This window comes from Bacillus sp. UNCCL81, assembly GCF_900112535.1.
Taxonomy (GTDB): Bacteria; Bacillota; Bacilli; order Bacillales; family Bacillaceae_G; genus Gottfriedia; species Gottfriedia luciferensis_B.
Genome location: NZ_FOMF01000007.1, coordinates 142283 through 165403 on the forward strand (window position 1 = coordinate 142283; position 23121 = coordinate 165403).

The following is a 23121-nucleotide window of genomic DNA, read 5'->3' on the forward strand; positions in this document are numbered from 1 at the left end:
TAATTTAAAATACCCTCTAAACGGGAATAAAAAAAATCGGTAACGACATGTTGTCGTCACCGATTTACTATGAATCTATGAATCAATTACTCTAAACCAAGGTCAGTTAAAACATCATCTAAAGTTTTACCTTTATATTTCTTAACTGGCTTACCTGCATTGTCATCCCATGGATTTTGCATAGAGTAGTTATCAATTACATACTGCATATCTTTCACATCAACTACACCATCATAGTTGATATCCGCATCACGCTTATTCGTTCCCCAATAAGTTTGAATGTAAAGAGCATCTTTTACATCAATGACATTATCTTTATTTACATCTCCACCTGGGATATAGCTATAATCAACCGGTTTAGATCCAGCTGTCACTTTACCGTCTTCTTTTATACCAACTGTAAAGTCTTTCTTGAATGTGAAATGTCCTGGTACGTCAATTGATAATGTAAATGGTTTATCTGTAATTGGTAATCTAGTTGTAAAACCTTCTGGAGCAGTTACACTATTACCTAAAGGATCTGATACTCCATATTCTTTTCCACTTGAATCTTTTAAACTAATTTTTGAACCTGCTTTATTATAGTCAATCTTTTTCATTGTAGGTTGACCTAGATTGTTAAATCCAGAAGCTAACCCTTCCGCTTGAACCGCTCCTCTCATTAGAGAATAAGTAGGAGTCACATAGAAATAAGGTTGAATGCCTTGAGTTGTTACTGTACTATTATCAACATTTGTATAAACAGCTTTAAAGAATCTAGATGTACCAGTTGGATCTTCTAACTGCATTGCTCCTTTGTAGTACTGGTCTTTTGCTTTGAAAGTCACGTCTACTAAAGAAGTATCTCCAGCAATCCCCGATGTTGCTAGGTCACCAGTTGCTGATGCTGTAATTGTCATAACATTGTACGTATTATTAAAAGCTGTATTTGTATATTTAACATCTAATTTTCCATCATATGCTCCATGTGGCTTTACATTCGTAATGTCTAAGAACTTAGCTGGATATAAGAATGAGTATTCAGCTTTTTTAACTGGCGTTGCTATATTTTTAGTTGAGAATGTTACTGTTGTAGAATCTCCCATGTTGATTCGTTGTTTATCAGAAATTGCTGTAGTATAAGCAGTTCCTTTTTTAATAAAGTATACGTCTTTAAAGCTTCCATAATTTTCTACAGTTGATTTATCTCTGTCATAGAAATCGTACTCGGTAATTGGTAAAGTATTTGGACCAGCTGTAGCCAATGGTATAGCAGAATTGAAGTTTCCATTTTCGTCTACTGGAATATTAATTTCAGCGGAGTTATTTGGATTATAATAATACATTTTATTTTCGCCTTGTGAAGCAGTAATGCCAGCTGCTTGCATTTCAGCAATATTTTTATCAAATGCATTACCTGATACTGTAACAGTTTTATCAGATGCATTAGCAGTTTCTACAATTTGACCAGCTTCATAGTTCATCGTAACTTTAGGCTCTTTTTCACCATAGAAAATTGGAGCGTCTTTAGTGAAGGTTTCACCATTATCATTTGTACCAACCATTCTAATTTTCCATAGACCTGGTGTAACTTCATCAAAACCAAATCCAACAGGGTTGTCTGGATCTCCTGTTAAAGGACTATATTGCCCATTGTTTAACACACCTCTGAAATAATACTCAGTATTCTCATCTGCACCCATTCCATCTGCTGTACCAAGATAACCGATTTCTTCGTTTGTTTTTGGATCAACTAAGAAGAAATCAAATGTACGCATATGAGAATTTAGTTTAAAGTTAACGCCAACTGACCATTTTGTTGCATTACTTCCTGCTTCATATGGTAATGTAAAGGCTGCTGGATTACCAGTAACATAGTCAATTCCCTCTTTTACTGTATGAATAGCAAACGGAATTTTATATGTTTCATTAGGATTTGTTTGATTTGTATAGACTACATAACCTTCATATGTTCCAAGCTTCGCAGTTTTAGGAACATTAATTGTAGCATCCATATTCGTACTGCTATATCGTTTTACTTTGACAGATGATTTCACATCTAATGTAACACCGTTTGCAGCAGCATCTTGATCCGCTCTAGAATCATTAGTGAATCGTGCATCCAATGTTTGGAATTGAACCTTTACATCAAATGTTTTATCTTCAGAGCTCTTATTAAATATCGTCATTGAACGTGAATCTGAAAAATCCGTGCCTTCAACAGCTTGTTCGCCAAAGCTTAATGCACCAGTAATATTTTTAATTGTTTTGATTCCTTTACTAGCAAGCGTAATTGAATCATCAATATTTTTAGCATTACTACTTAACGTTTTTGTCTGATCTTTCACTTGAATTTCTGTTTGTGCATGAACAGCTTTGTATGGATTTACAAGGCCTGCCCCAACTTCGTAAACACTATATTTATCATTTAACGGATCAGCTGAATTCATAAGGGATGCCTTAATATCTGCTGGTGTCATGTCTGGGTGAGCTTGTTTTAATAGTGCTGCTACTCCTGAAACGTTAGGTGTTGCCATTGATGTACCAGATAAGCGTTCATAAGCATATTTATAATCAGGTAATGGATTACCATTATCATCTTTATGCATATATGAAGGTACAGTTGAGAATACAGAAACACCTGGTGCTGTTACTTCTGGTTTAATATCATATAGCACACGTGATGGACCTCTTGAGCTAAAATCTGCTAATTTATTACCTGTCGTTACAGTTTGGCTCATATCACCAAATGTAAAATCCAATGTCTTACCTTTATTGGCTTCATTTAAAGGTATTTTTATACTAATATTCATACCTTGTGCGCTATTTATTAAAAAGGTTGGTATATACCCATATACGTTACCTAAGAAAACATCTTGCAATGTATCTCCAGAAGTATTAATTAAAACTACAGCCTTAGCTCCATGTGATTTAGCTCTTTTAACAATTTCTTCTATACCTAGGGTACCTCGTTGAGCAAGTACAATCTTTCCAGTAACATCGACTGGTATTGTATAATTTCCAGCTGCATCTCTTTTATAATAGGCAGTTTCCGCCCCAGTACCAACATTAACTATTTGATATGTTTTTCCTTGGAAATCTGCTATATTATCAGAAAGACCTTGAGCAGCCAATTTCAGATTAGCTGGTAAATCTCCAGTTGTTGATTTTGCTGTCGCTGTATAATTTGGAATCGTTGCTGAAGTATCACTTGCTCCAACTGTTATTGCCAAAGGAGCATTACCAGGTGCACCTAGTGAGTACATCTTGTTTCCAGAATTTCCCGCTGCAACTACTGCTGTTACCCCAGAAAGTACGGCATTATTTACTGCAATCGCTGTAGGAAATAATGGATCGTTGTAGTTTGCTCCAAGTGACATACTGATGATGTCCATACCATCTGTAACAGCTCTATCAATACCAGCTAAAATCGCTGAAGTTGAACCAGATCCATATGCCCCTAAAACACGGTAAGCATAAATATCAGCGTCAGGAGCAACTCCTGTTACCGAGTAATCTGCGTTGTTTTTACCTTGACCAGCAATAATTCCTGCTACATGCGTTCCATGCTCAGTATAATAAGGCTCGCCATTCGTTTCAGGCATTCCGGACTTTTTCCAATCTGCATATGTTGTCTCCATTGGATCATTGTCATTATCGACGAAATCGTAACCGCCTTTAAAAGCGCCTTTTAAATCTGGGTGATTGTAGTCAATCCCAGTATCAAGAATACCAATTTTTACACCTTTCCCTGTATATCCTTCTTGATGAAGTTTTTCTATTCCAGGGAATGTTACCATGTTATGAGTTGGACCTTGTTGATCAGAACTTTCTACTTTAGTAGTTGGATCATCCAATTGAACTTGTAAATCACTCCATACTGCTTGAACAGCGTTCGATTTTAGTAATGATTTTACTTTATTAGCAGGGAGTGTCATTGATACTCCATTAAATGCCTTTTTATATGAACGTTTAATTTTGTATGGGTTTTTCTTTTCTTTTAACTCTTTACTAAAAATTCCCTTTAAATCTTTATCAAATGTTTCGTGTGAAGCGTCTACTTTTGCTTGTGCATCTGCTTCAGAAACAGTTGTTCCTTGAGTTTGTGCTACCATTACAGCTGTTTGTGCAGGCTTGTCCTTAAATTCAACAATGACAGAAGTTGGCGCATCACTTGTTAAATCTAAATCTGGAGAAACTTGAAGTCCTTCTTTGTCACTAATTTTTAATTGTTTAATCGCCTCGCGTTGAGCTGGTGTTAGTGCTGATAAAACTTGTTCCACCTTCGATACTTGTTGTGCATGAACATTGTGTGTAATTGAAATCGGATTAAACACGCTAGTTACAAGACCTGTTGATATTGCCAAGGTCGTAACATTTTTCTTCATTTTCTTTTTCATCCCCATCTTCCTCTCTCTCTTGATAGTTTCATTATAGTGAGATTTGACAGGATTTTATTTTTCATAAATTTTATCAAACACAAATTTTTTTATAATTCGAATATTTTCTACAAAAAAAGATAAAAAAGTGGCGGAAATTCAAATAAAAAAAGCAAACGATCAATACTACACTAAACTGTTTGCTTTTTTCTGTAAGACATATTTATTAAAATTAGTTTTTGAGGTTCGGTATTACATGTCCGATTTAGCCCTTTTACAACATTTTCATCATTTTGATCCACAACTTTAATCGCTAATTGAATATTAGACTCCCCATTTCTACGACCTAAAGAACTTGCTAATTTCTCTATTACTGTCATTCATATTTCCACCTTTTTATTTGACCTAACTCTTTTATCAGTCTAAACATTGCAAAACACACACATCCTTTATACTTATTTAAGTCCTTTGTTTTTTCTTATCCAAATACATAATTTTCCTTAGAGAAACCATCCTATTGTGAGGAGGTGGTTTTATGTCTGAACCATTACAACCAGGGAATAAGAAACTTCCTGATTTTAATGAATTAAACGATCGGATTATTGCTGAGCATGGTACAACAGGACCGTCTTTAGTAATTAAAACAAATTTGGATCCTAAAGATTCTACTGTAGATAATCCTTATTATCGTAATGAAACACATACACCTAAAAAACCATTTAAAAATTATTTTGAAGAGTAATAGAAAAATGAGTCCGGTTTGATACACCGGCTCATTTTTTTACCCAAAATAGTCACTTGAATGAATTTAACTCCTACGTACATACTAAGAAATATATGGCAATTTCTTTAAGGAAAATGTTTATACTTTTCAATGTACTAGGAGGAATAGGATTTTGAGTCCAACAAAAAGTATGCTATCGGTTTTTGCCTTAGGTGGAATTAATGAAATTGGAAAAAATATGTATGCTATTCAATACTTAAAAGAAATTATTCTAATAGACTGTGGTTCGAAGTTTCCAGACGAGAGTTTATTAGGCGTTGACTTGATCATTCCAGATATTACTTATCTAAAAGAAAATCAAGAAAAGATTAAAGGTTTATTTGTTACGCATGGCCATGAAGACCATATTGGTGGAATTCCGTATCTTTTGAAACAATTGAATATTCCAGTCTATGCAACGAGATTAACGCTTGGATTAATTGAGCTTAAATTAACAGAGCATGGATTATTAGGAGAAACTGAACTAATTTTAATAGATTCTGATTCAGTTATTAAATTTGAACATTTTTCGATTTCATTTTTTAAAACAAATCATAGTATCCCTGATTGCTTAGGCATCGTATTCGAAACGCCTGAAGGAACTGTAGTACATACTGGAGATTTTAAATTTGATTTAACACCTGTTAACAATCAATATCCGGATATTCATAAAATGGCCGAAATAGGTAGTAAAGGTGTTTTATTACTTTTATCAGAAAGTACGAACGCTGAACGGCCAGGTTCAACACCATCGGAACGGATAGTTGGAGAGCATATAGTAGATGCTTTTATGAAGGCAAAACAAAGAGTGATTATTTCAACTTTTGCTTCGAATGTACATCGTGTGCAACAAATTGTTGATGCTTCAATTATCACTAATCGAAAATTAGCCTTACTAGGTAGAAGCATGGTAAATGTAGTTCAAGTTGCGATGGAGCAAGGATACTTATCAATCCCTGAAGGTATGTTGATTGATAAAGATGAAATTAATAATTTCGCACCAGAAGCAATTACAATTTTATGCACAGGTAGTCAAGGTGAACCCCTTGCAGCACTTGCTCGTCTAGCTAGTTCTAGCTTTAGAGGCGTTGACATTTATCCAGGTGATACTGTGATTTTAGCTGCTTCACCAATTCCTGGTAATGAGCGCGGCGTTTCTAAAATTATCGATAATTTTTACAATCTCGGAGCAAATGTTATTTATGGTTCAGGAAGCTCGACCGGGATGCATGTTTCTGGTCATGCTTATCAAGAGGAACTTAAGCTCATGCTTACTTTAATGAAGCCAAAATATTTTATTCCGATTCATGGTGAGTATAGAATGCTTCATCATCATCGTTCTCTTGCTGAATCTGTTGGTGTCAAACGAAATAATATTTTTATTATTAAAAACGGTGATGTTGTCGATATTCTACAATCAGAAGCGATTCAAAGCCGAAGAGTTCCAGCAGGAAATATATATGTAGATGGAATGGGCATAGGAGATGTCGGTAACATTGTCCTTAGAGATCGAAAACAACTTGCTGAAGATGGAATGCTTGTAATCGTCATCACCATTAGCAAAACGGAAAAGAAGATTATCTCTGGACCTGATACAATATCAAGAGGATTTGTCTATGCGCGTGACTCTGAAAGTTTACTGAAGGAAGTAAACCAATTAGTTATATCTTCAGTAAATGAATTACTTGATGAAAACAAGCTCCAATGGGGAGTTATGAAGCAAAATATTAAGAAGTCTCTAGGACAATTTTTATTTACAAAAACGAAGAGAAAACCAATGATTTTACCAATAATCATTGAAATATAAAAAACAAAAAACTCCCTATTCAAACTAATTAGGGAGTTTTTACTTTGAATGATTTTCTTTAATTTTAAAAATTAAATCCACTAAAGAACTGTTTTCTTGTTCAAAATAGGTTTGCATTGGACATGAACTATTTTCTAACCGGTTTAGTACGAAAGGAATTGTAAAAGTTTCAATTTTTAATTCATCATTTACCTCATCCCAAAAAAGAGGGGTTGCAACGGTTGGTTTTTCCTTTCCTCTTGTAGAGTATGGGCAAATAATTGTTTTTCCTTTTGCGTGCTGTATATAGTCAATATAAAGACGATTGCCTCGATTTTTCTTTAAACGTTCAATCGTAAAATCATCTGGAAATTTTTCAATTAAATAATGTGCAATAAAAGATGTAAAGACTCTTGTTTCATCATAGGTAAGAGAATCTTCTTTTATTGGAATATGGATTTGAATACCTTTACTTCCAGATACTTTTGGGTAGCTCTTTATTTGAAAAGAATCAAAGATTAATTTCATTTCCAACGCGGCTTTTATAGCTAAAGGAAATGCATCTGCATTAGGTGGATCCAAATCAAATACTATTTCAATCGGATTGTTTGCTTCATATGTTTGAAAAGGGATATGGTATTCGATAGCTAATTGATTTCCTAACCATAGCAATGTTGATACATCATTACAGATAATAAAATTATTCCCCTCATGCTCTTCAGTTTTAATAAAACTCGGAGCATAATCTGGACGGTTCTTTTGAAAAAAAGATTCACCGTCTATTCCATTCGGAAAACGAATTGTTGTTAATAAACGATTTTTTAAAAATGGAAGCATATATGTGGATATTTGAGCTAAATACGAAACAAAGCTCTCTTTATTTATATATGGATCTTTCCATATTACTTTTTCAGGACTGGTAAGTGTTAATTCTTCCTCCAAATTAAGATTACCCAATAGTAAACCATCCAAAGTACATTCATTCCATGCATGCTTTAATTGAAATGATATAAATTTTGCATTTGTTATTTGGTTGTTCTCTATACTTTGAAACTCAAGTTCAACACAGATCCCAGGATCAACAAATTTTATATTACCCTTTTTGGTTTTTTTATTTGCTTCGATTGCTTTAATCAAAATTCCCTTCTCTTCCCCGCTAAGTCCATTTGAGAAGAACCCCATTTGCAAAATATCATTTTCTTTTTTAAGGCCCACTAAAAAGGTCTCCTCTTTTAAATTGAAACCTAAAATAAAGAAAAAGCCTGTATAGTTTTTATTCCGTTTTTGAAAAAAGTAATGATTCATATCTTACTTCCCCTAATCTGTAAGAGTGCATTCTTTAGGATCTTTTTCGATAAAAGCTTGGATACTTGGTTGTCTTAATGAATGACCTTCAGTCCATTCAATAAATTGAACTTTAACAGTTAACAATGGTTGAATCCATTGTATTTCCTTTATTCTTTTTGGTTGGCTGCTGAATGGATTGTTTTCTATTTTTATCTTATTAATGACTGTAGTAAGGTCTTTCCATTCTGATTTCGTTAATTTCCCTGTTCCTACATGTCCAATAAACACGAGTTCACTATTTTCGTCATATAGTCCTACTAAAATAGAATTAACAATACCAGAGCGATACGTTACCCCACCGATTACTGCAATAACGTCCTTATAATTTTTTATTTTTTGCCACGCATTGTGCTTTCCATTGATCAAGTATTTACTATTTAAATTCTTACATACGATACCTTCTAAATTATGTTGTTTCGCAACTTCAAATAAGGCAACCCCATCAGTATTATTTGGAACTAACTGAATTTGTTTATTAGGTTGGATCGCTTCTAATAATATATTTTGTCTCTGCTCAAGAGATAATTGCGTAACCCATTCTCCATTGTAAAAAAGAATATCAAAAATCATATAAAAAATAGGTACAGCTCCTATAGCTGAATCAATCCGATCCATGCGTCTAATTCCATCTCTTCGCATTACCTCATGAAACGATGGATTGCCATTTTGATCGAGTGCGATGACCTCTCCATCTAAAATGATTGATTGAGCAGTACAATAGGATTTTATATCCGTTAGCTCTGGAAAAATAGTTGTACGATCATTTAATTTGCGGTTAAATAATTTAACTTCTTTCCCATCAAAATAAGTTAGAATTCTAACACCGTCCCATTTTATTTGCGAAATCCACTCAGGACCATTTGGTACAATATCTGAAGAAATAGGCTCAAAAGGAAAAATTGGATTTAGCTCCATTACTGCCTCCTATTTAACTCGTTGCTTTTTTAGGCGCTTTTGTTTTAGGCTTTTTCGGAGGTGTTGCTTGTCCTTTTGTTCGATCAATACTCGCTTGTAATGCAGACATTAAATCAACAACATTTTTTTGCTCTGCTGGTTTCTCCTGCCCTGTCGCGATATAATCATTTTTATTAACTTTTTCCGAAATTAATTGTTCTAAAGCTGTACGATATGTATCGGTATAGTTTTCTGGATTAAACTCTGTTGTTAATTGTTCAACTAGCATCATGCCAGCCTGTAATTCACGCTCCGCCAATCCAGCCTTTTCAGGAACACCACCTGGAAGATTTTCAATTGCTCTAATCTCATCTGGAAAATGTAATGTTTCAAGAATAATCGCGTTTTTATATGGCCGAATAGCAGCTAAATGCTGTTTGCTACGAATTGTAATTTTAGCGAGACCGATTTTCTTACTTTTCTTCAATATTTCCGAAAGTAAAGCATAAGCCTTTGTACCACCAGAATCTGGACCAATATAATATGTTCGATCAAAATACACCGGATCAATTTCTGAAAGTTTGACGAAATCAATAATTGATACAGTTTTTAGTTCAAATTCTTCTTTTAATTTATTCATTTCCTCTTCTGTTATTTCCACAACTCTACCATTTGGTGTTTCAAAGACTTTAATAATTTCTTCAGGAGTAACTTCATCGTCACAACTAGCAACTTTTTTATAGGAAATCGGTGTTTTACAATCCTTATGATATTGACGAAACTTTATATCCTTATCCTCAACTGCTGAAAACAACTTTACTGGGATCGTAACTAATCCCATGCTGATTGTACCTTTCCAAACTGTATGCATATCTTCACTACCTTTTTTATTTTTATGATTAGCTTTTGTTAAATGAAAGGGTTTAATTCAATATGCTTTTCTAGTTATCTCCATCAGAATAAAAAACACCTTTAAAAGAAGACTAAAAAAGTTCATCAACATATAAGTCTTAAATGGAGGATCTTATGAATAAATCAAATGATCTACAAAAAATGAATAAGGAATTTCATTATATGCCTATTACATCTATATCAAGTGGAAATGGGTTAGAATTAGCGAATGATTTATACTATGAAACAAATCAAATTGTGAATTTTTGCTTTTTCGGTAATCCTAATTTATCAAGTGAGTGGGTATTAATTGATGCCGGTATGCCAAAATCATTTGATCATATTATGGATTTAGCTGAAAAACGATTTGGTGAAAAACACAAATTAAAAGCAATCATACTTACTCATGGACATTTTGATCATATCGGGGCAATCTTTGACTTAATAAAAGAATTCCATATCCCCGTCTATGCGCATGAAAAAGAATTACCATATTTAACAGGTGAAAAGAATTACCCTGAACCAGATGGAACAGTTGAAGGTGGATTAATTGCAAAGTTATCTCCATTGTTTCCAAACGAAGGAATTAATTTAGGAGAATATATTCATGTGCTCCCATCAGATGGTTCTGTACCTGAAATGCAAAATTGGCAATGGATTCACACGCCGGGTCATTCACCTGGACATATTTCACTTTTTAGAGAAGATGATCAATTACTAATTGCTGGAGACGCCTTTGTTAATGTTAAACAAGACTCTATTTACAGCGTTCTAACTCAACAAAGAGAAATAAATGGTCCTCCTAGATATTTAACGACAGATTGGACCGCTGCTTTAATTCCGTAAAAAAACTGCAGGCTCTACATCCTAAAAGAGCAATAACAGGTCACGGCTTTCCATTCCTAGAAGACGATTTAAATGAACAATTAGATTACTTAGTTAAAAACTTCAACACAATCGCCAAACCTGATTATGGACGATATGTTTAAAAATAGATTGTTGCAAAGAGGTAAAAATAAAACTCCCTACTTTTGTAAGGAGTTTTTTAAATTTAATTTACTAAATCATATAAACCAGCTATGTTCATTTTGCATATCAGGAAATTCTGGATCAGGAAAACCTTTCGGAGGTTCATTTACGTTTAAACTCCTCATCAAGGAGCTAGTTTGTCCGGTTTTACCGCCCCGTTGTTACAATATTTTTAAAATTCAATTCAAAATTCTTCTATTATTTAGATGTGTTTTAATTGGATTTAGCGGTATCTGTATTTTGGTTTGGCTTAATATATTTGATGGACAAAATAAGTCCAAGTATTGCTAAGATAATGGAAAGATACAACATATAATTGTCTGGTTTACTCATCAAATAGGCAAAAACAGGAGGTCCTGCAGCTACTCCCACAAACCGTAAAGAACTATAAAGAGAAGTAATAGTCCCTCTTTGTTCCTTCTCAATCCCCTCAGTTATTAATGCATCTAAGCTTGGTAAAGACATTCCGATTCCAATTCCACTTATCAATAAACTCGTGATAATCATATAAATATCTTTATTGATAATCGGTATGACAAAAGAAATACTTATTAAGATAAAGCCGATAACAATGCATTTTTTCATGGCACCTTTTTGATTTCCAATCTTTTTACCTGTCTTATAAGATGTGTAGGATAAAGCAGCGAGTGGAATCGCTAACACACAACCTTTCCATATTCCAATTATGTGATAGCGCTTTTCTAATATTTTTGATAAATAAAAAAGCATACCAAATAAAATGAACATGATAATGGCGCCTAATATGAATATGGTATAAAGCCATTTGCCATTATTTCGAAATATTTTCCGAATTGATCTGATAAACAGTTTAAACTTTTCCTTTCTTTTATCTTTTCTTTTTGATCTCATCGGTTGTTTTGGAGGTTTTACAAAAACTAAAATTAAAATAATTGATAGTAAACAAAGGAACGGTATTGATAAAAATGGTAAATACCAAACAATCGCTGCTAATGCTGAGCCAAGTATTGGACTTAGTACTTTTCCAAAAGTATTCGATGTCTCAACTAAGCCTAATCCTTTACTAACCTCATTTTCATCCTTAAACATATCTCCCACACACGGAATAACAACAGGCATTGCCCCAGCAGAACCAATCCCCTGAATGATTCTCCCAACAATTAACCACGCGTAAGGATTTTCTAATTTCCAACAAACAAAGCCGGCTAAGGCTCCTCCAATTCCCGCAATAATTAAACTTGGAATGATTACTTTTTTCCTTCCATATAAATCAGACAAATAACCTGCTATAGGAATAAGAATGATTGCAAAAACTGAATAAACCGTAATAATCATTGAAACTTTAAGGCCAGATATATTTAATTGTTGTTCTAATTTTGGAAGTACGGGAATCAACATTGAATTACCTAAAGTCATTACAAGAGGTACTGTAGATAGCGCCCATAAACTCCGCTTTTGTTTTTTATCCATATAACCTCCGCGTTTTGTGTAACTAAAAACAATCACAATCCTTATATTTCCCAAGTATCGTTGTTGGTTGAATTGTAATTTTTACTAATTAAGCAAATTGGGGGCAAAATGAAGAATATACCATTTTCGAAAGGATGAGTCTTTATGACTACTTTAGAGAATTCAACTAATTATTTAAATTTATGGTCTGGAATTTTATTTGGCCTAGGATTGGTGGCATTTTTTGACGAAGTAGTTTTTCATCAACTTCTTCATTGGCATCATTTTTACGATAAGTCTACAACAAGTTTAGGGCTTATCTCTGATGGGCTTTTTCATGCTTTTAGTTGGTTCGCAACGATTGGCTCCTTATTTATGTTTGCAAATTTAAGGAGAAAAAAATCACTTTATATTAAAAGATGGATTGGCGGAGTTTTACTCGGAGCAGGTTTGTTTCAACTTTATGATGGAACTGTTCAACATAAATGGTTGAAGCTTCATCAAATTAGATATAACGTCGATATTATGCCCTATGATGTAACTTGGAATATTACTGCTTCTATTATGACATTAATAGGTTGCATTCTAATTTTTAAAACTCAAAATAAAGGTGATCAATTTGAGGGATAATTTTATAAATTACTTCAATTCGTTTGATCTATTCATTATTTTATTCATTTTACTTTTAATTATCGGATATTTGGTTGCTGCGATAAATCATAAAAAAAAGCCATGGCCAAAATCACGCTCTATATTATGGGTAACTGGTTTTGTTTGTATATTAGTTTCCGTTGTTGGACCAATTGCAAAACTAAGTCACCATCTTTTTGTTTTTCATATGATTATGCATTTGTTACTAGGAATGCTCGCTCCATTTTTCATCGCTTTATCTAGACCGATTACATTATTATTAACATCATTAAAAACTCAACATGCAAGGCGTGTGACACGTCTTTTAAAATGTGCTCCTGTTCGACTTTTAACTCATCCTATTACCACAATCCTTATAAATATTGGAGGACTTTGGGTATTGTATACCACCACAGTATTTAACTTAATTCATGAGAATATCTTTTTGTTAATTGTAGTACATATCCATTTGTTTTTTGCTGGGTATTTCTTTACAATTTCAATCATTGCAATTGAACCGATCTCACATAAATACAGTTTTTTGTTTCGCTCATCAATTATGATACTTGCATTAGCAGGTCATGATATTTTATCGAAGTTTCTTTTTTCAAATCCATTAGACAGTTTCAGTTTTAATGATGTTCAAAATGGTGCGGTCTTAATGTATTATGGAGGGGACTTTGTTGATTTATTATTGATTACCGTGCTTTGTTATTTCTGGTATAATTCTACAACTCTTAAGAAGCCTAGAACAATTTAATGGACTTTTTTGCCACATATATTCCTCCTAAAGATGCACAAAATATTATTGCATAAAGAAGGAGGGTTAAAGATGAATAAAATTTGTCTTACATTATGCACAGTTTCATTATCATTTATCATTTCAGCCAATGTTCATGCTGCTTCAACAGGACCTGATGCTACTCAATTAGAACCAAGCTATGATCATAACGGTAAACATATCAAAAGAGATTTTAACAATAATTTTAATGATCCAAACCATGTTGTAAATAATACAAAAAATACGGTAAAAGAAGGCTATTATGACACGAAGAATACCGTTAAAGAAGGATATTATAATACAAAAAATAATATAAAAAATACATCAAATGATATGTTAACTAACAATAATGGGGTAAATAATCCAGTTAGTAATGACGGAAATTATTATCGACGAAATGTAAATAATGTAACGCCTACACCAGTTACTAACACATTAAATACTACTGACAATACAAATAATAATCATTTCAATTATGGCTGGCTTGGACTACTTGGATTATTAGGATTTGCGGGTCTAAGAAAAAAGGAACGAGTTGAATAAAGGATTTTGTTTACACAATAAAACCTTATTGGGGTATCCAATAAGGTTTTATTGTTTGACGATGTTTTTATTACGAATTACTTCTTTATAAAAACTGATTTTTTGCTCTAACATTTTATTCGTATCTTCTAATGTTTTTAGCTGATGTTCAATAGACTGCTTATGCTCGACTAAAAGATCTAATCTAGCTAATGATGTATGCTCACCTTCTGTATATAGATGTGCATACTCCTTAATCTTATTAACTGGCATTTGTGTTTCTTTTAGCTTTAGGACAAATCTTAACCACTGAATGTGTGATTCAGAATAAAGCCTTTCACCATTTTCATTTCGATCAGGAAGAATGATCTGTTCTTTTTCATAATAACGTAATGTATGTGTGCTTATCCCTAACATCTGAGCGACTTCACCAATTGAATACATAAGACCTCCAGTTTGAGTCAAAAATAAAAACTGTTTGACTTAGAGTTTACTCTAACCAGTATAATAAATCCGTAACTGATACACAATTAATTTAATTTTAGTATAAACCAAATTATCGGGAGGAATTTAGATGAAAAAATATACTGTCATTACAGGTGCTAGTTCAGGAATTGGTTATGAATCAGCTCTTGCGTTTGCCGCACGTGGAAAAAACCTAATTATTGTTGCTCGTAGAACGGAAGAACTTGAAAAATTAAAATCAGATATCGCTAAATTGAATTCAGATCTTGATGTGGTCATAAAAACGGCTGATTTATCTGTTGTTAAGAATGCTTTTAATTTATATGAAGGACTGAAAGAATATGATATTGAAACTTGGATTAATAATGCAGGTTTTGGTAATTTCGCTTCAGTTGGTGAGCAAAATTTAGAAAAGATTGAAACTATGCTTAACTTGAATATTGAAGCTTTAACGATTTTAACTTCACTATACGTACGCGATTATTCAACAGTCGAGGGTACACAAGTTATCAATGTTTCATCTGGTGGAGGGTATACAATTATTGGTAATGCCATCACATATTGTGCGACTAAATTCTATGTAAGTGCCTTTACAGAAGGGCTGGCTCATGAATTAAAAGAAAAAGGTGCAAAGATGCAAGCTAAAGTATTAGCACCAGCTGCAACTGAAACTGAATTCGCAAAAGTATCCTATGATTTAGAAGAAAACATTAAATTTGAAGGCGTTCTACCAAAATATCATACTGCAAAAGAAATGGCCGGTTTCATGTTGGAGCTTTATGACAGTGAAAAAGTGGTAGGAAAAGTCGATGGAATTACTTATGAATTCCAATTATTAGATCCACTTTACCCTTATGCAACAAGATTAGAAAGGCAGGATTAAGGGTAAGAAGAGTCTTTTAGAACCTTCTACTTAACCTTAAACACTGCATCCTAATTTTAATTTTCTAACACTAAATTTAAATGTGGATATTTAGTAGCCCTATATTCAGAAGGGCTACTTTTTATATATTTTTTAAATATACGACTAAAGTAATTCGAATCTTGAAAACCAATTCGTGTAGCAATTTCTTGCATAGTTAAATCAGTCATTTCTAAATAAAACATTGATTTTTCAATTCTTATTCTATTTAAAAAATCAATCACACTTGTGCCAATTTCTTTTTTGAATAAGTGACTGAAATGATATTTACTTACGCAACAATATTGAGCAATTTCTTCCAATGTAATACTAGTTTGATGATTTTCTCGTATATACTTAGTTGCTTTACGAATAACAGGAGTCATCTGATTATTAAATGAATTGGTTATTTGAATTGTTAGCCAGTAAGCATATTCGCAAACCTTTTTTACAAATTTATCATAGCGAATAATATGATATAATTCCTGGATCATTTGAGCATTTTTTGACATGATGAGTGTTGCATTCACGCCTGACTCTACTACAACCCTAGAAATTAACATAATTAAATCGACTACTTCAGTTTTAAATACGTCTTCATTTAATCGGCATGCATTTGCTACCTTTTCAAGGAAACTTTTTAATTGATCGACTACACCTACTTCATCACCTATTCGTACAAGTGCTAATAATTCAATGCGATCTTCAGTTGATAATGCTCTTAGTGTATTTTCTTCCACCGGTTTAATACCACTATGAAATATCAGTTTGTTCCCTTGAAAAAACCGACCTGACATTGACTTTCTAGCCTCTTCAAAAGAGTGGTATAACAAATAAGGATCACTATATTTTTTACCAATTCCAATTGAAACTGTAATCTGAACCCTATCCAATGAATTTTGAATTTCTTCTGCCATTCTATAGATCTTTTTATTGAACTCGATTTCACTATCTTCATCATCTAGCTCAATTAGAAGAGCAAGCACACCTTCTTCTACCCAGTTCCACAAATAAGAAACTCCGATCGTCTGATCAATTTGATTGATTAGTTTATGGCCAATTTCTTGTTTCCACTGCTTTGGGTTTTCTACTGCTAAATCAGGATAGCGATCAATCGAAATGACCATTACAATATTTGGATAAGTATTAATGCCACATCTTTTTTGAACCTCATCAAAAGTTCCTATATGGACGAGCGTACCAGAAAGTAACAAATTTGAAAAAGCTGATTGAGTAGCATCTCGATTCATCTTAATTTCTCCTTTTTAGCTTATGATTTTTCTTAGTTGAACGTTGGTAGTAAGGATCAAAATGATTGAGCCATAAAAAAAGAAGCTGTCGTACTCTTAGAGTATAACTGCTCCTTTAAAAATTTCATAATTCCATGACCCCTATTTTCTCTTCAACAAGTTCAACAATCTCTCCATTATGAATTTGATTACGAATTGTTTCAATATCATGATAAAAATAGCGATCTTCTTCAACTGCTGGAACTTGATTTCTAATTAACTGATATACACTTGCCGTTACCGGTGACGGTTTTAGTGTATCATGGAATTCTAGTGCTTGAGTGGCAACCATTAGTTCGATTGCTAAAATATGTTCAAGTTTTTTTGAAATCTGATAGGCTTTCCTAGCAGCGAAATAAGCAAAGCTAACAACATCCTCTTGATTTGCACATGTAGATGTATTATCAATCGTTGCCGGATGCGACAGAACCCTTATTTCATTAAGCAATCCAGCTGCGGTATATTGAGGAATCATATAACCGCTATTTAAACCAGGATTGACAACTAAGAAACTAGGAAGCTCACTTACATGATAATTTACTAATCGATCAATACGACGTTCTGTTATTTTTGCTAAGTTTGCCATACCTATACAAATCGTGTCTGCATCAATTCCCACATAGGAAGCATCAAAATTTCCACCCATTAATGCAAGACCGTCTTCTTCCTCCGGCCAAATAATCGGATTATCACTTGAAGACATCATTTCATTATGAATATTTTCCAATGCATTTTTTAAGACCTTCTTTACTGCCCCATGAACTTGCGGTATGCATCTAAGACTAAGTGCATCTTGTAATCGATAGTCTTTATATTGTTTGGCAATCTCGCTTCCATCTAGTATTTTTGAAACGATTCGAGCTGTCTTTGCTTGTTCCAAATGTTTTTTTACCGAGTGCAGTCGAGGATCTAAAGCTTTTATCGTTCCCTTCAATGCTTCTAGTGACATAGCACCAGTAACATCCGCTGTTTTAACGGCCTGAATTGCATTATATATCGAGAGTACAGTAAATGCTGTGGCTGATGTAGTACCGCTTAATAGTGCAAGACCTTCTTTACATTCGAAGGTTACTGGTTTTAGACCAGCCCGCTCCAACGCCTCATGGCCGCTTAATAACTCATCCTTATACCAAGCTTTTCCCTCGCCCATTAACACTAGCGCCATATGAGCCTCAGGCGATAAATATGCAACAGATCCATCGCCTGGAACAAATGGCAATATATCATGATTAAGTATGGCTGCAATTAGCTCTAACACTTCTATTCTAACGCCTGAATAACCTTGACCTATATTATTTAAAACCATTAATTGAATGGCTCTTACCACTTCTTTTTCAAGTGGTTCACCTACAGAAACAGCATGAGAACGGACAATATTTCGTTGAAGAGTATGAGCATCTTCCTTTGAAATCACTTCGGTTACATTGCTTCCAAATCCTGTAGTTACCCCATAAACCGCTCTTTCTTCTTCAAGGAACTTTTCAATTAGATTACGAGATTTATTGATTCTAAGATAATAGTTTTCTGTAAATGATACTTTTGCACCATATCTTGCAACAGCAATTACTTCATTAATTGATAACTCATGTTCTCCAAGAATAACCTCTTTAATATTTTTTGGATGCATGTCATCAAACACCTTCTTACTTTATATATCTTAAGTTTAGTGACTTGAAACTGATTGTTTATTTGATTCAACTAAATCGCCTTCAAGTAATGGATTACTAGCTTCATTTAATGAAAGTGATTTTGTTTCCGGAGCCCAGGCGATCGAAACAATTGTACCAATGAATAGAATAATAGACATTCCTATCATAGAAGGTGCCATTCCCATTGAACTAACACTTATCGGTAATAGGAATGTACCAACAGCTGAACCAATTCGACTAACTGCTGTTGTCAAGCCAACTCCGGTTCCGCGTACCTCGGTAGGAAATAGTTCAGCAGGATAAACTAATGTTAAATTAGAAGCTGCTGACATTACAAATGTAAAGATTGCAAACACAATAATAGCAATTGTATGTAGACCTGGAGGTAAGACTGTTAATGCGAATAATGAAATCGTTAAAATAATAAATGTATTAATTGTAAACCCTCTACGAGTTAACTTTTCAGTACACCATACACCAGCTAACGCTCCTACTAGAAGGAACAAGTTTAGAACCATATCAACACCAAATGTTTCTTCAAATCCCAATTTAGTTAAAATAGTTGGTAGGAATGTATAGATTGCGAAATATGGAACGACCTGACACATATAAAAAAGTGATCCGAATGTCGTACGTTTCCAAAGCTGCTTATTGAATAAATCTGTAACCTTGTATGCATGTTTAGAATTAGCATCCACTGATTCATCCATTACAGCATTTTCGCCAATATACTTTCTTACAATAGCACGTGCTTCTTCAACACGGCCCATCTTTAATAACCAACGTGGAGACTCTGGTGTTCCAAAACGTAAAAGCAAGACAACTAGACCAGGAATGGCTGCACTCACTAGCATCCAACGCCATGCGTCTGGGCCTGTTTTTTCTAAATAATAACCAACTAGATTTGAAGCTACATATCCAACAGTCCATAAAACGTTTAATGAAGATAATAACATACCTCTATACTTTCTAGGTGCAAACTCAGCTAGTAAAGTAGATCCTACGGCATAATCTCCTCCAAGTGCAACACCGATTAAAATCCTTAATGCAAAAAGTGTATATGGATCGTGAACAAAAAACTGTAAAGCAGATGCGATTGTAATTATAACAAAGTTTGCTAAATAGATTTTCTGCCTACCAATGCGATCTGATAATCCGCCAAGAAACAAACTACCGAAAAATAGCCCGATTAATGCAGAACTACCGATTAATCCTTCCCAAACAGAATTTAATTTCATCTGTGGACCTAGTAGCGAAAGTGCCATACCTATAATTCCTAAAGCATAGCCATCCGAAAAATTCGATCCAAAAGTAAGTGCCGTAATACGAATATGGAATTTATTAAGCGGTGCATCGTCCATCATAAATTTTTTTTCTTTCAAAAGAATACCCCCTTTTTTGATTTTTCAGATAATATAATTTGTAAAAAATAGTAAGTAATAAAATAACTACTTACTTAACATGCCTAAAGCGCTTTCAAATTTTTCAGTATTTTTAATAAATTATAAATATTACTTATCAAATTATCTCTGGATAAAGTTTCGGATTATTAGCACAATATTGCTGAAATATTTGGTCAGGAGATGATTTATTTTTCTTCAATAAAATAAGAGATAGCGTATTCGCTATCTCTTACTTTATAAAACGGTTTAATGAAAACATGCTCAAATTAAAAGCAGATTTCTGTTTTGTTACTAGGTCAGCAATTATCTCGCCTACAACGCTTGCAAACTTAAAGCCATGGCCTGAGAAACCTGTGGCAATGATTAGATTATTGTATTCTGGATGCTGGTCAATAATGAAGTGCTCGTCTGGAGTCATTGTATATAAGCATGTTTTCCCTTTTACTAATCTACCATTTGCAAGTGGCATATATTCGCTTAAGAAATTTCTCAGATCCGTTTCATCTTCAATGAACTCTCCAAATTCTCGATTAAATTGATCCGGGTCTACAATTTGCCCCCCATCATGTCGACCAATTTTTAGTCCGCTATTATGAATACTTGGAAAGCCGTAATAATGACGATCAATTAGATCAATCGTAAATGCTGGTAGCAAACTAGAATCATATAGTTGATGATCACAATCAAACCAAGCAACTGTTTTACGAGTAGGTTTTACAGGTATATCAATACCAGTCTTTTCAAGAATTTTACCAGACCAAGCACCTGCACATACTACAAGTTTATCTGCTGTGTATACAGCATTCTCTGTACGCACCATTGTCTTATGAGTATCTACTTCAATATCTATAACCGGCGAGTTTGTATGAAGACTATTTCCTTTCTCTATATATAGTTCTTTATACGCTCGAACACATTCTTCGCTAAAAAGTATTCCAGAGGTCGTTTCTAAACAACCTATAAATCCTTTCGGTAAACGGAATCCGGGCCACCTTGCATTGATCTCATTACTATCCATTATTTCAAGCGGCAACGAAAATTCTTTTGCACTATTTATTACTTCATTCGTAAAAGTCGATCCGGGTGCACCAGCACATAAAACGCCTGTTCTCGAGAATAAATGTTTTCCAGATAATTGTTCTAGTTCTTCCCATAACTTTTGTGCTCTCAATGCTAGTGGCACGTATTCTCTACTTTCTCCATATGCATGACGAATGATTCTAGTATCGCCATGATGGCTACCAAGGCTATGTGGTGGATCAAAAGAATCTATTAATATAATTTTCTGATTTCCTTTTGATAAATAGTATCCTGCTGCCATTCCCATAGAACCGGCTCCAACAATAATTACATCATAGTGATTATTCAATCATTTCACTCCTTACCCTGTTCATTCGTATGACATATTCTTTTTGTTTTTACAAATTACCTTCTTAATATTATCATTTTTTGTAAAACAAACTTTTTCAAAATAACAAAAAACCCGTTTATGATCATTCATAAACGGGTTTTATAGTTTTTATAGTTTTTCGTATGCTGCTTGGTATTTTTGAATATCACCAGCACCCATAAAAATTAATACACTATTTTTATGGTTTTGTAAATTGCTGATATTGTCATCAGTCAATAATTCAGCACCTGCAATTTTACAAGAAAGGTCTTCAATTGTTAAAGTACCTTTATCTTCTCGTGCAGAACCAAAAATATCACATAAGTAAACTTTATCTGCTTTTTCTAATGTACCAGCAAATTCATCTAAAAATTTACTTGTGCGTGTAAATGTATGCGGTTGGAACACTGCTACGATTTCACGGTCAGGATATTTTTGACGTGCTGCTTGAATCGTCGCTTGGATCTCAGTTGGATGATGAGCATAATCATCAATTAACATTTGATCTCCGAAGCGTTTTTCACTGAAACGACGCTTAACGCCACCGTATGTTAATAAACGAGCTTTAATAATATTAACATCGATTTCTTCATAATGGCAAAGCGCAATTACTGCTAAAGCATTTAAAATACTATGATCACCATATCCAGTAATATCAAAAGTAGCGTAATACGTATTACGGACGAATACATCAAATGTTGTACCATTTGTATGTTTTTCGATATTACGAGCTTGGAAATCATTGTCCTCGTTAAATCCATAATACATTACAGGCACTTTTGCATAAATTCGTTGAAGATGTTCGTCATCTCCACATGCAATAATACCTTTCTTTACTTGATCAGCCATTTGTTGGAAAGCATCGAATACATCATCTACACTCTTATAATAATCCGGATGATCAAAATCAATATTAGTCATGATGCAATAGTCTGGAAAGTATGAAAGGAAATGACGACGGTATTCACAAGCTTCAAACACGAAATACTCGCTGTCTTTTTCACCTTTACCAGTACCATCTCCAATTAAAAAAGAAGTTGGACGCGCACCAGAAACTACATGGGCTAATAAACCTGTCGTTGAGGTTTTACCATGTGCTCCAGTAATTGCTACGCTAGTAAATTTATTCATATATTCCCCTAGGAATTTATGATAGCGTGCCATCGGTATTCCTTTTTCAATAGCAGCTGCAATTTCTTCATGAGTATCAGGAAATGCATTACCTGCTATAACGAATTGGCCTTCTTGAATATTTGCTTTATCAAATGGTAAAATCGTAATATTTTTTTTTCGTAATTCATTTTCAGTGAAAAAGTGCTTTTCATAATCTGATCCCTGTACGGTCAAACCAGAATCATGTAAAATTTGTGCCAAAGCACTCATTCCAGTACCTTTAATCCCTACAAAATGGTAAACTGTCATATTAAAAGAACCTCCAAAATCGATCACTAATACAACGGCCTATCTCTTAGACAGTATATGTGTGAATAAAAGAAATGGCATCAATATTTTATAAATTTGATGCATTGTTACTTTGCCGAGTCTAGTTATTTTTTTAATGATAACTAACTTAAATTTTTACGCAATTAGTATTA

General features: G+C 33.7%; 18 protein-coding genes and 1 pseudogene. 7 read left to right on the top strand and 12 right to left on the bottom strand.

What is annotated here, in order from left to right; translation table 11 throughout:
- Positions 1-86: 86 nt before the first annotated feature.
- Positions 87-4379 carry a S8 family serine peptidase gene (locus tag BM319_RS16345; protein ID WP_175495630.1) on the bottom strand — a complete coding sequence of 1431 codons (4293 nt, stop codon included), beginning with the start codon at positions 4377-4379 and terminating at the stop codon, positions 87-89.
- Between the two features lie 170 nt (positions 4380-4549).
- Positions 4550-4738: a hypothetical protein gene (locus BM319_RS16350; RefSeq protein WP_091023681.1), complete on the bottom strand. Its 189-nt coding sequence runs from the start codon at positions 4736-4738 to the stop codon at positions 4550-4552.
- Between the two features lie 155 nt (positions 4739-4893).
- On the opposite strand from BM319_RS16350, the gene BM319_RS16355 reads away from it, so the two are divergent.
- A complete protein-coding gene (locus BM319_RS16355; RefSeq protein WP_069034689.1) occupies positions 4894-5100 on the top strand; it encodes a hypothetical protein in 207 nt (68 codons plus the stop codon).
- Positions 5101-5272: 172 nt separating this feature from the next.
- The gene (locus tag BM319_RS16360; RefSeq protein WP_091023743.1) at positions 5273-6928 is read left to right on the top strand and encodes a ribonuclease J; all 1656 of its coding nucleotides are present in this window, start codon (positions 5273-5275) and stop codon (positions 6926-6928) included.
- 39 nt (positions 6929-6967) lie between these two features.
- On the opposite strand, the gene ligD (BM319_RS16365) is transcribed toward BM319_RS16360, so the two are convergent.
- Genes ligD (BM319_RS16365) through ku form a run of 3 tightly spaced genes read right to left on the bottom strand, consistent with a single transcriptional unit; the run spans position 6968 to position 10019 of the window.
- Positions 6968-8212: a DNA ligase D gene (gene ligD, locus BM319_RS16365; RefSeq protein ID WP_091023683.1), complete on the bottom strand. Its 1245-nt coding sequence runs from the start codon at positions 8210-8212 to the stop codon at positions 6968-6970.
- 12 nt (positions 8213-8224) lie between these two features.
- Positions 8225-9169 (bottom strand): non-homologous end-joining DNA ligase, encoded by a 945-nt coding sequence (gene ligD / locus BM319_RS16370; protein ID WP_091023685.1) that lies wholly within the window; start codon positions 9167-9169, stop codon positions 8225-8227.
- A gap of 13 nt (positions 9170-9182) precedes the next feature.
- On the bottom strand, positions 9183-10019 hold the full coding sequence (ku, locus tag BM319_RS16375; RefSeq protein WP_069034692.1) for a non-homologous end joining protein Ku: 837 nt from the start codon (positions 10017-10019) through the stop codon (positions 9183-9185).
- Between the two features lie 143 nt (positions 10020-10162).
- Here ku and BM319_RS16380 point away from each other — a divergent pair.
- Positions 10163-11028 (top strand): annotated as a pseudogene (locus tag BM319_RS16380) (MBL fold metallo-hydrolase).
- 253 nt (positions 11029-11281) lie between these two features.
- Here the strand turns inward: BM319_RS16380 and BM319_RS16385 are convergent.
- Positions 11282-12517 carry an MFS transporter gene (locus BM319_RS16385; protein WP_091023687.1) on the bottom strand — a complete coding sequence of 412 codons (1236 nt, stop codon included), beginning with the start codon at positions 12515-12517 and terminating at the stop codon, positions 11282-11284.
- Between the two features lie 144 nt (positions 12518-12661).
- On the opposite strand from BM319_RS16385, the gene BM319_RS16390 reads away from it, so the two are divergent.
- From BM319_RS16390 to BM319_RS25135, 3 genes are all read left to right on the top strand, one after another.
- Positions 12662-13126, top strand: coding sequence for a DUF2243 domain-containing protein (locus BM319_RS16390; RefSeq protein WP_091023689.1), 465 nt, complete (start codon positions 12662-12664; stop codon positions 13124-13126).
- On the top strand, positions 13116-13886 hold the full coding sequence (locus tag BM319_RS16395) for a cytochrome c oxidase assembly protein (RefSeq protein ID WP_286143803.1): 771 nt from the start codon (positions 13116-13118) through the stop codon (positions 13884-13886). Before BM319_RS16390 ends, BM319_RS16395 begins: the two co-directional genes overlap by 11 nt.
- Positions 13887-13958: 72 nt before the next feature.
- Positions 13959-14450, top strand: a complete 492-nt coding sequence (locus tag BM319_RS25135; protein ID WP_091023691.1) for a WGxxGxxG family protein — start codon at positions 13959-13961, stop codon at positions 14448-14450.
- Positions 14451-14498: 48 nt separating this feature from the next.
- Here the strand turns inward: BM319_RS25135 and BM319_RS16405 are convergent, their stop codons facing one another.
- Complete coding sequence (locus tag BM319_RS16405; RefSeq protein ID WP_091023693.1) at positions 14499-14873, bottom strand: MerR family transcriptional regulator; 375 nt, start codon at positions 14871-14873, stop codon at positions 14499-14501.
- Between the two features lie 130 nt (positions 14874-15003).
- Between BM319_RS16405 and BM319_RS16410 the strand changes: the two genes are divergently transcribed.
- A complete protein-coding gene (locus BM319_RS16410) occupies positions 15004-15777 on the top strand; it encodes an SDR family NAD(P)-dependent oxidoreductase (protein ID WP_069034698.1) in 774 nt (257 codons plus the stop codon).
- Positions 15778-15833: 56 nt separating this feature from the next.
- Here the strand turns inward: BM319_RS16410 and BM319_RS16415 are convergent, their stop codons facing one another.
- From BM319_RS16415 to murC, 5 genes are all read right to left on the bottom strand, one after another.
- On the bottom strand, positions 15834-17045 hold the full coding sequence (locus tag BM319_RS16415) for a helix-turn-helix domain-containing protein (RefSeq protein ID WP_069034699.1): 1212 nt from the start codon (positions 17043-17045) through the stop codon (positions 15834-15836).
- A gap of 124 nt (positions 17046-17169) precedes the next feature.
- Positions 17170-18711 carry a histidine ammonia-lyase gene (gene hutH / locus BM319_RS16420; protein WP_091023695.1) on the bottom strand — a complete coding sequence of 514 codons (1542 nt, stop codon included), beginning with the start codon at positions 18709-18711 and terminating at the stop codon, positions 17170-17172.
- Positions 18712-18747: 36 nt separating this feature from the next.
- Positions 18748-20115 carry an MFS transporter gene (locus BM319_RS16425; RefSeq protein ID WP_286143804.1) on the bottom strand — a complete coding sequence of 456 codons (1368 nt, stop codon included), beginning with the start codon at positions 20113-20115 and terminating at the stop codon, positions 18748-18750.
- A gap of 250 nt (positions 20116-20365) precedes the next feature.
- Positions 20366-21505: an N-methyl-L-tryptophan oxidase gene (gene solA, locus BM319_RS16430; RefSeq protein WP_091023697.1), complete on the bottom strand. Its 1140-nt coding sequence runs from the start codon at positions 21503-21505 to the stop codon at positions 20366-20368.
- A gap of 150 nt (positions 21506-21655) precedes the next feature.
- Positions 21656-22948 (bottom strand): UDP-N-acetylmuramate--L-alanine ligase, encoded by a 1293-nt coding sequence (gene murC / locus BM319_RS16435; RefSeq protein WP_056473375.1) that lies wholly within the window; start codon positions 22946-22948, stop codon positions 21656-21658.
- Positions 22949-23121: the final 173 nt, after the last annotated feature.

Bases quoted from the DNA above. Each gene is read 5' to 3' on its own strand.
- BM319_RS16345 (WP_175495630.1), bottom strand. From the start codon at position 4,379: ATGAAAAAGAAAATGAAGAAAAATGTTACGACCTTGGCAATATCAACA.
- BM319_RS16350 (WP_091023681.1), bottom strand. From the start codon at position 4,738: ATGACAGTAATAGAGAAATTAGCAAGTTCTTTAGGTCGTAGAAATGGG.
- BM319_RS16355 (WP_069034689.1), top strand. From the start codon at position 4,894: ATGTCTGAACCATTACAACCAGGGAATAAGAAACTTCCTGATTTTAAT.
- BM319_RS16360 (WP_091023743.1), top strand. From the start codon at position 5,273: ATGCTATCGGTTTTTGCCTTAGGTGGAATTAATGAAATTGGAAAAAAT.
- ligD (WP_091023683.1), bottom strand. From the start codon at position 8,212: ATGAATCATTACTTTTTTCAAAAACGGAATAAAAACTATACAGGCTTT.
- ligD (WP_091023685.1), bottom strand. From the start codon at position 9,169: ATGGAGCTAAATCCAATTTTTCCTTTTGAGCCTATTTCTTCAGATATT.
- ku (WP_069034692.1), bottom strand. From the start codon at position 10,019: ATGCATACAGTTTGGAAAGGTACAATCAGCATGGGATTAGTTACGATC.
- BM319_RS16385 (WP_091023687.1), bottom strand. From the start codon at position 12,517: ATGGATAAAAAACAAAAGCGGAGTTTATGGGCGCTATCTACAGTACCT.
- BM319_RS16390 (WP_091023689.1), top strand. From the start codon at position 12,662: ATGACTACTTTAGAGAATTCAACTAATTATTTAAATTTATGGTCTGGA.
- BM319_RS25135 (WP_091023691.1), top strand. From the start codon at position 13,959: ATGAATAAAATTTGTCTTACATTATGCACAGTTTCATTATCATTTATC.
- BM319_RS16405 (WP_091023693.1), bottom strand. From the start codon at position 14,873: ATGTATTCAATTGGTGAAGTCGCTCAGATGTTAGGGATAAGCACACAT.
- BM319_RS16410 (WP_069034698.1), top strand. From the start codon at position 15,004: ATGAAAAAATATACTGTCATTACAGGTGCTAGTTCAGGAATTGGTTAT.
- BM319_RS16415 (WP_069034699.1), bottom strand. From the start codon at position 17,045: ATGAATCGAGATGCTACTCAATCAGCTTTTTCAAATTTGTTACTTTCT.
- hutH (WP_091023695.1), bottom strand. From the start codon at position 18,711: ATGCATCCAAAAAATATTAAAGAGGTTATTCTTGGAGAACATGAGTTA.
- murC (WP_056473375.1), bottom strand. From the start codon at position 22,948: ATGACAGTTTACCATTTTGTAGGGATTAAAGGTACTGGAATGAGTGCT.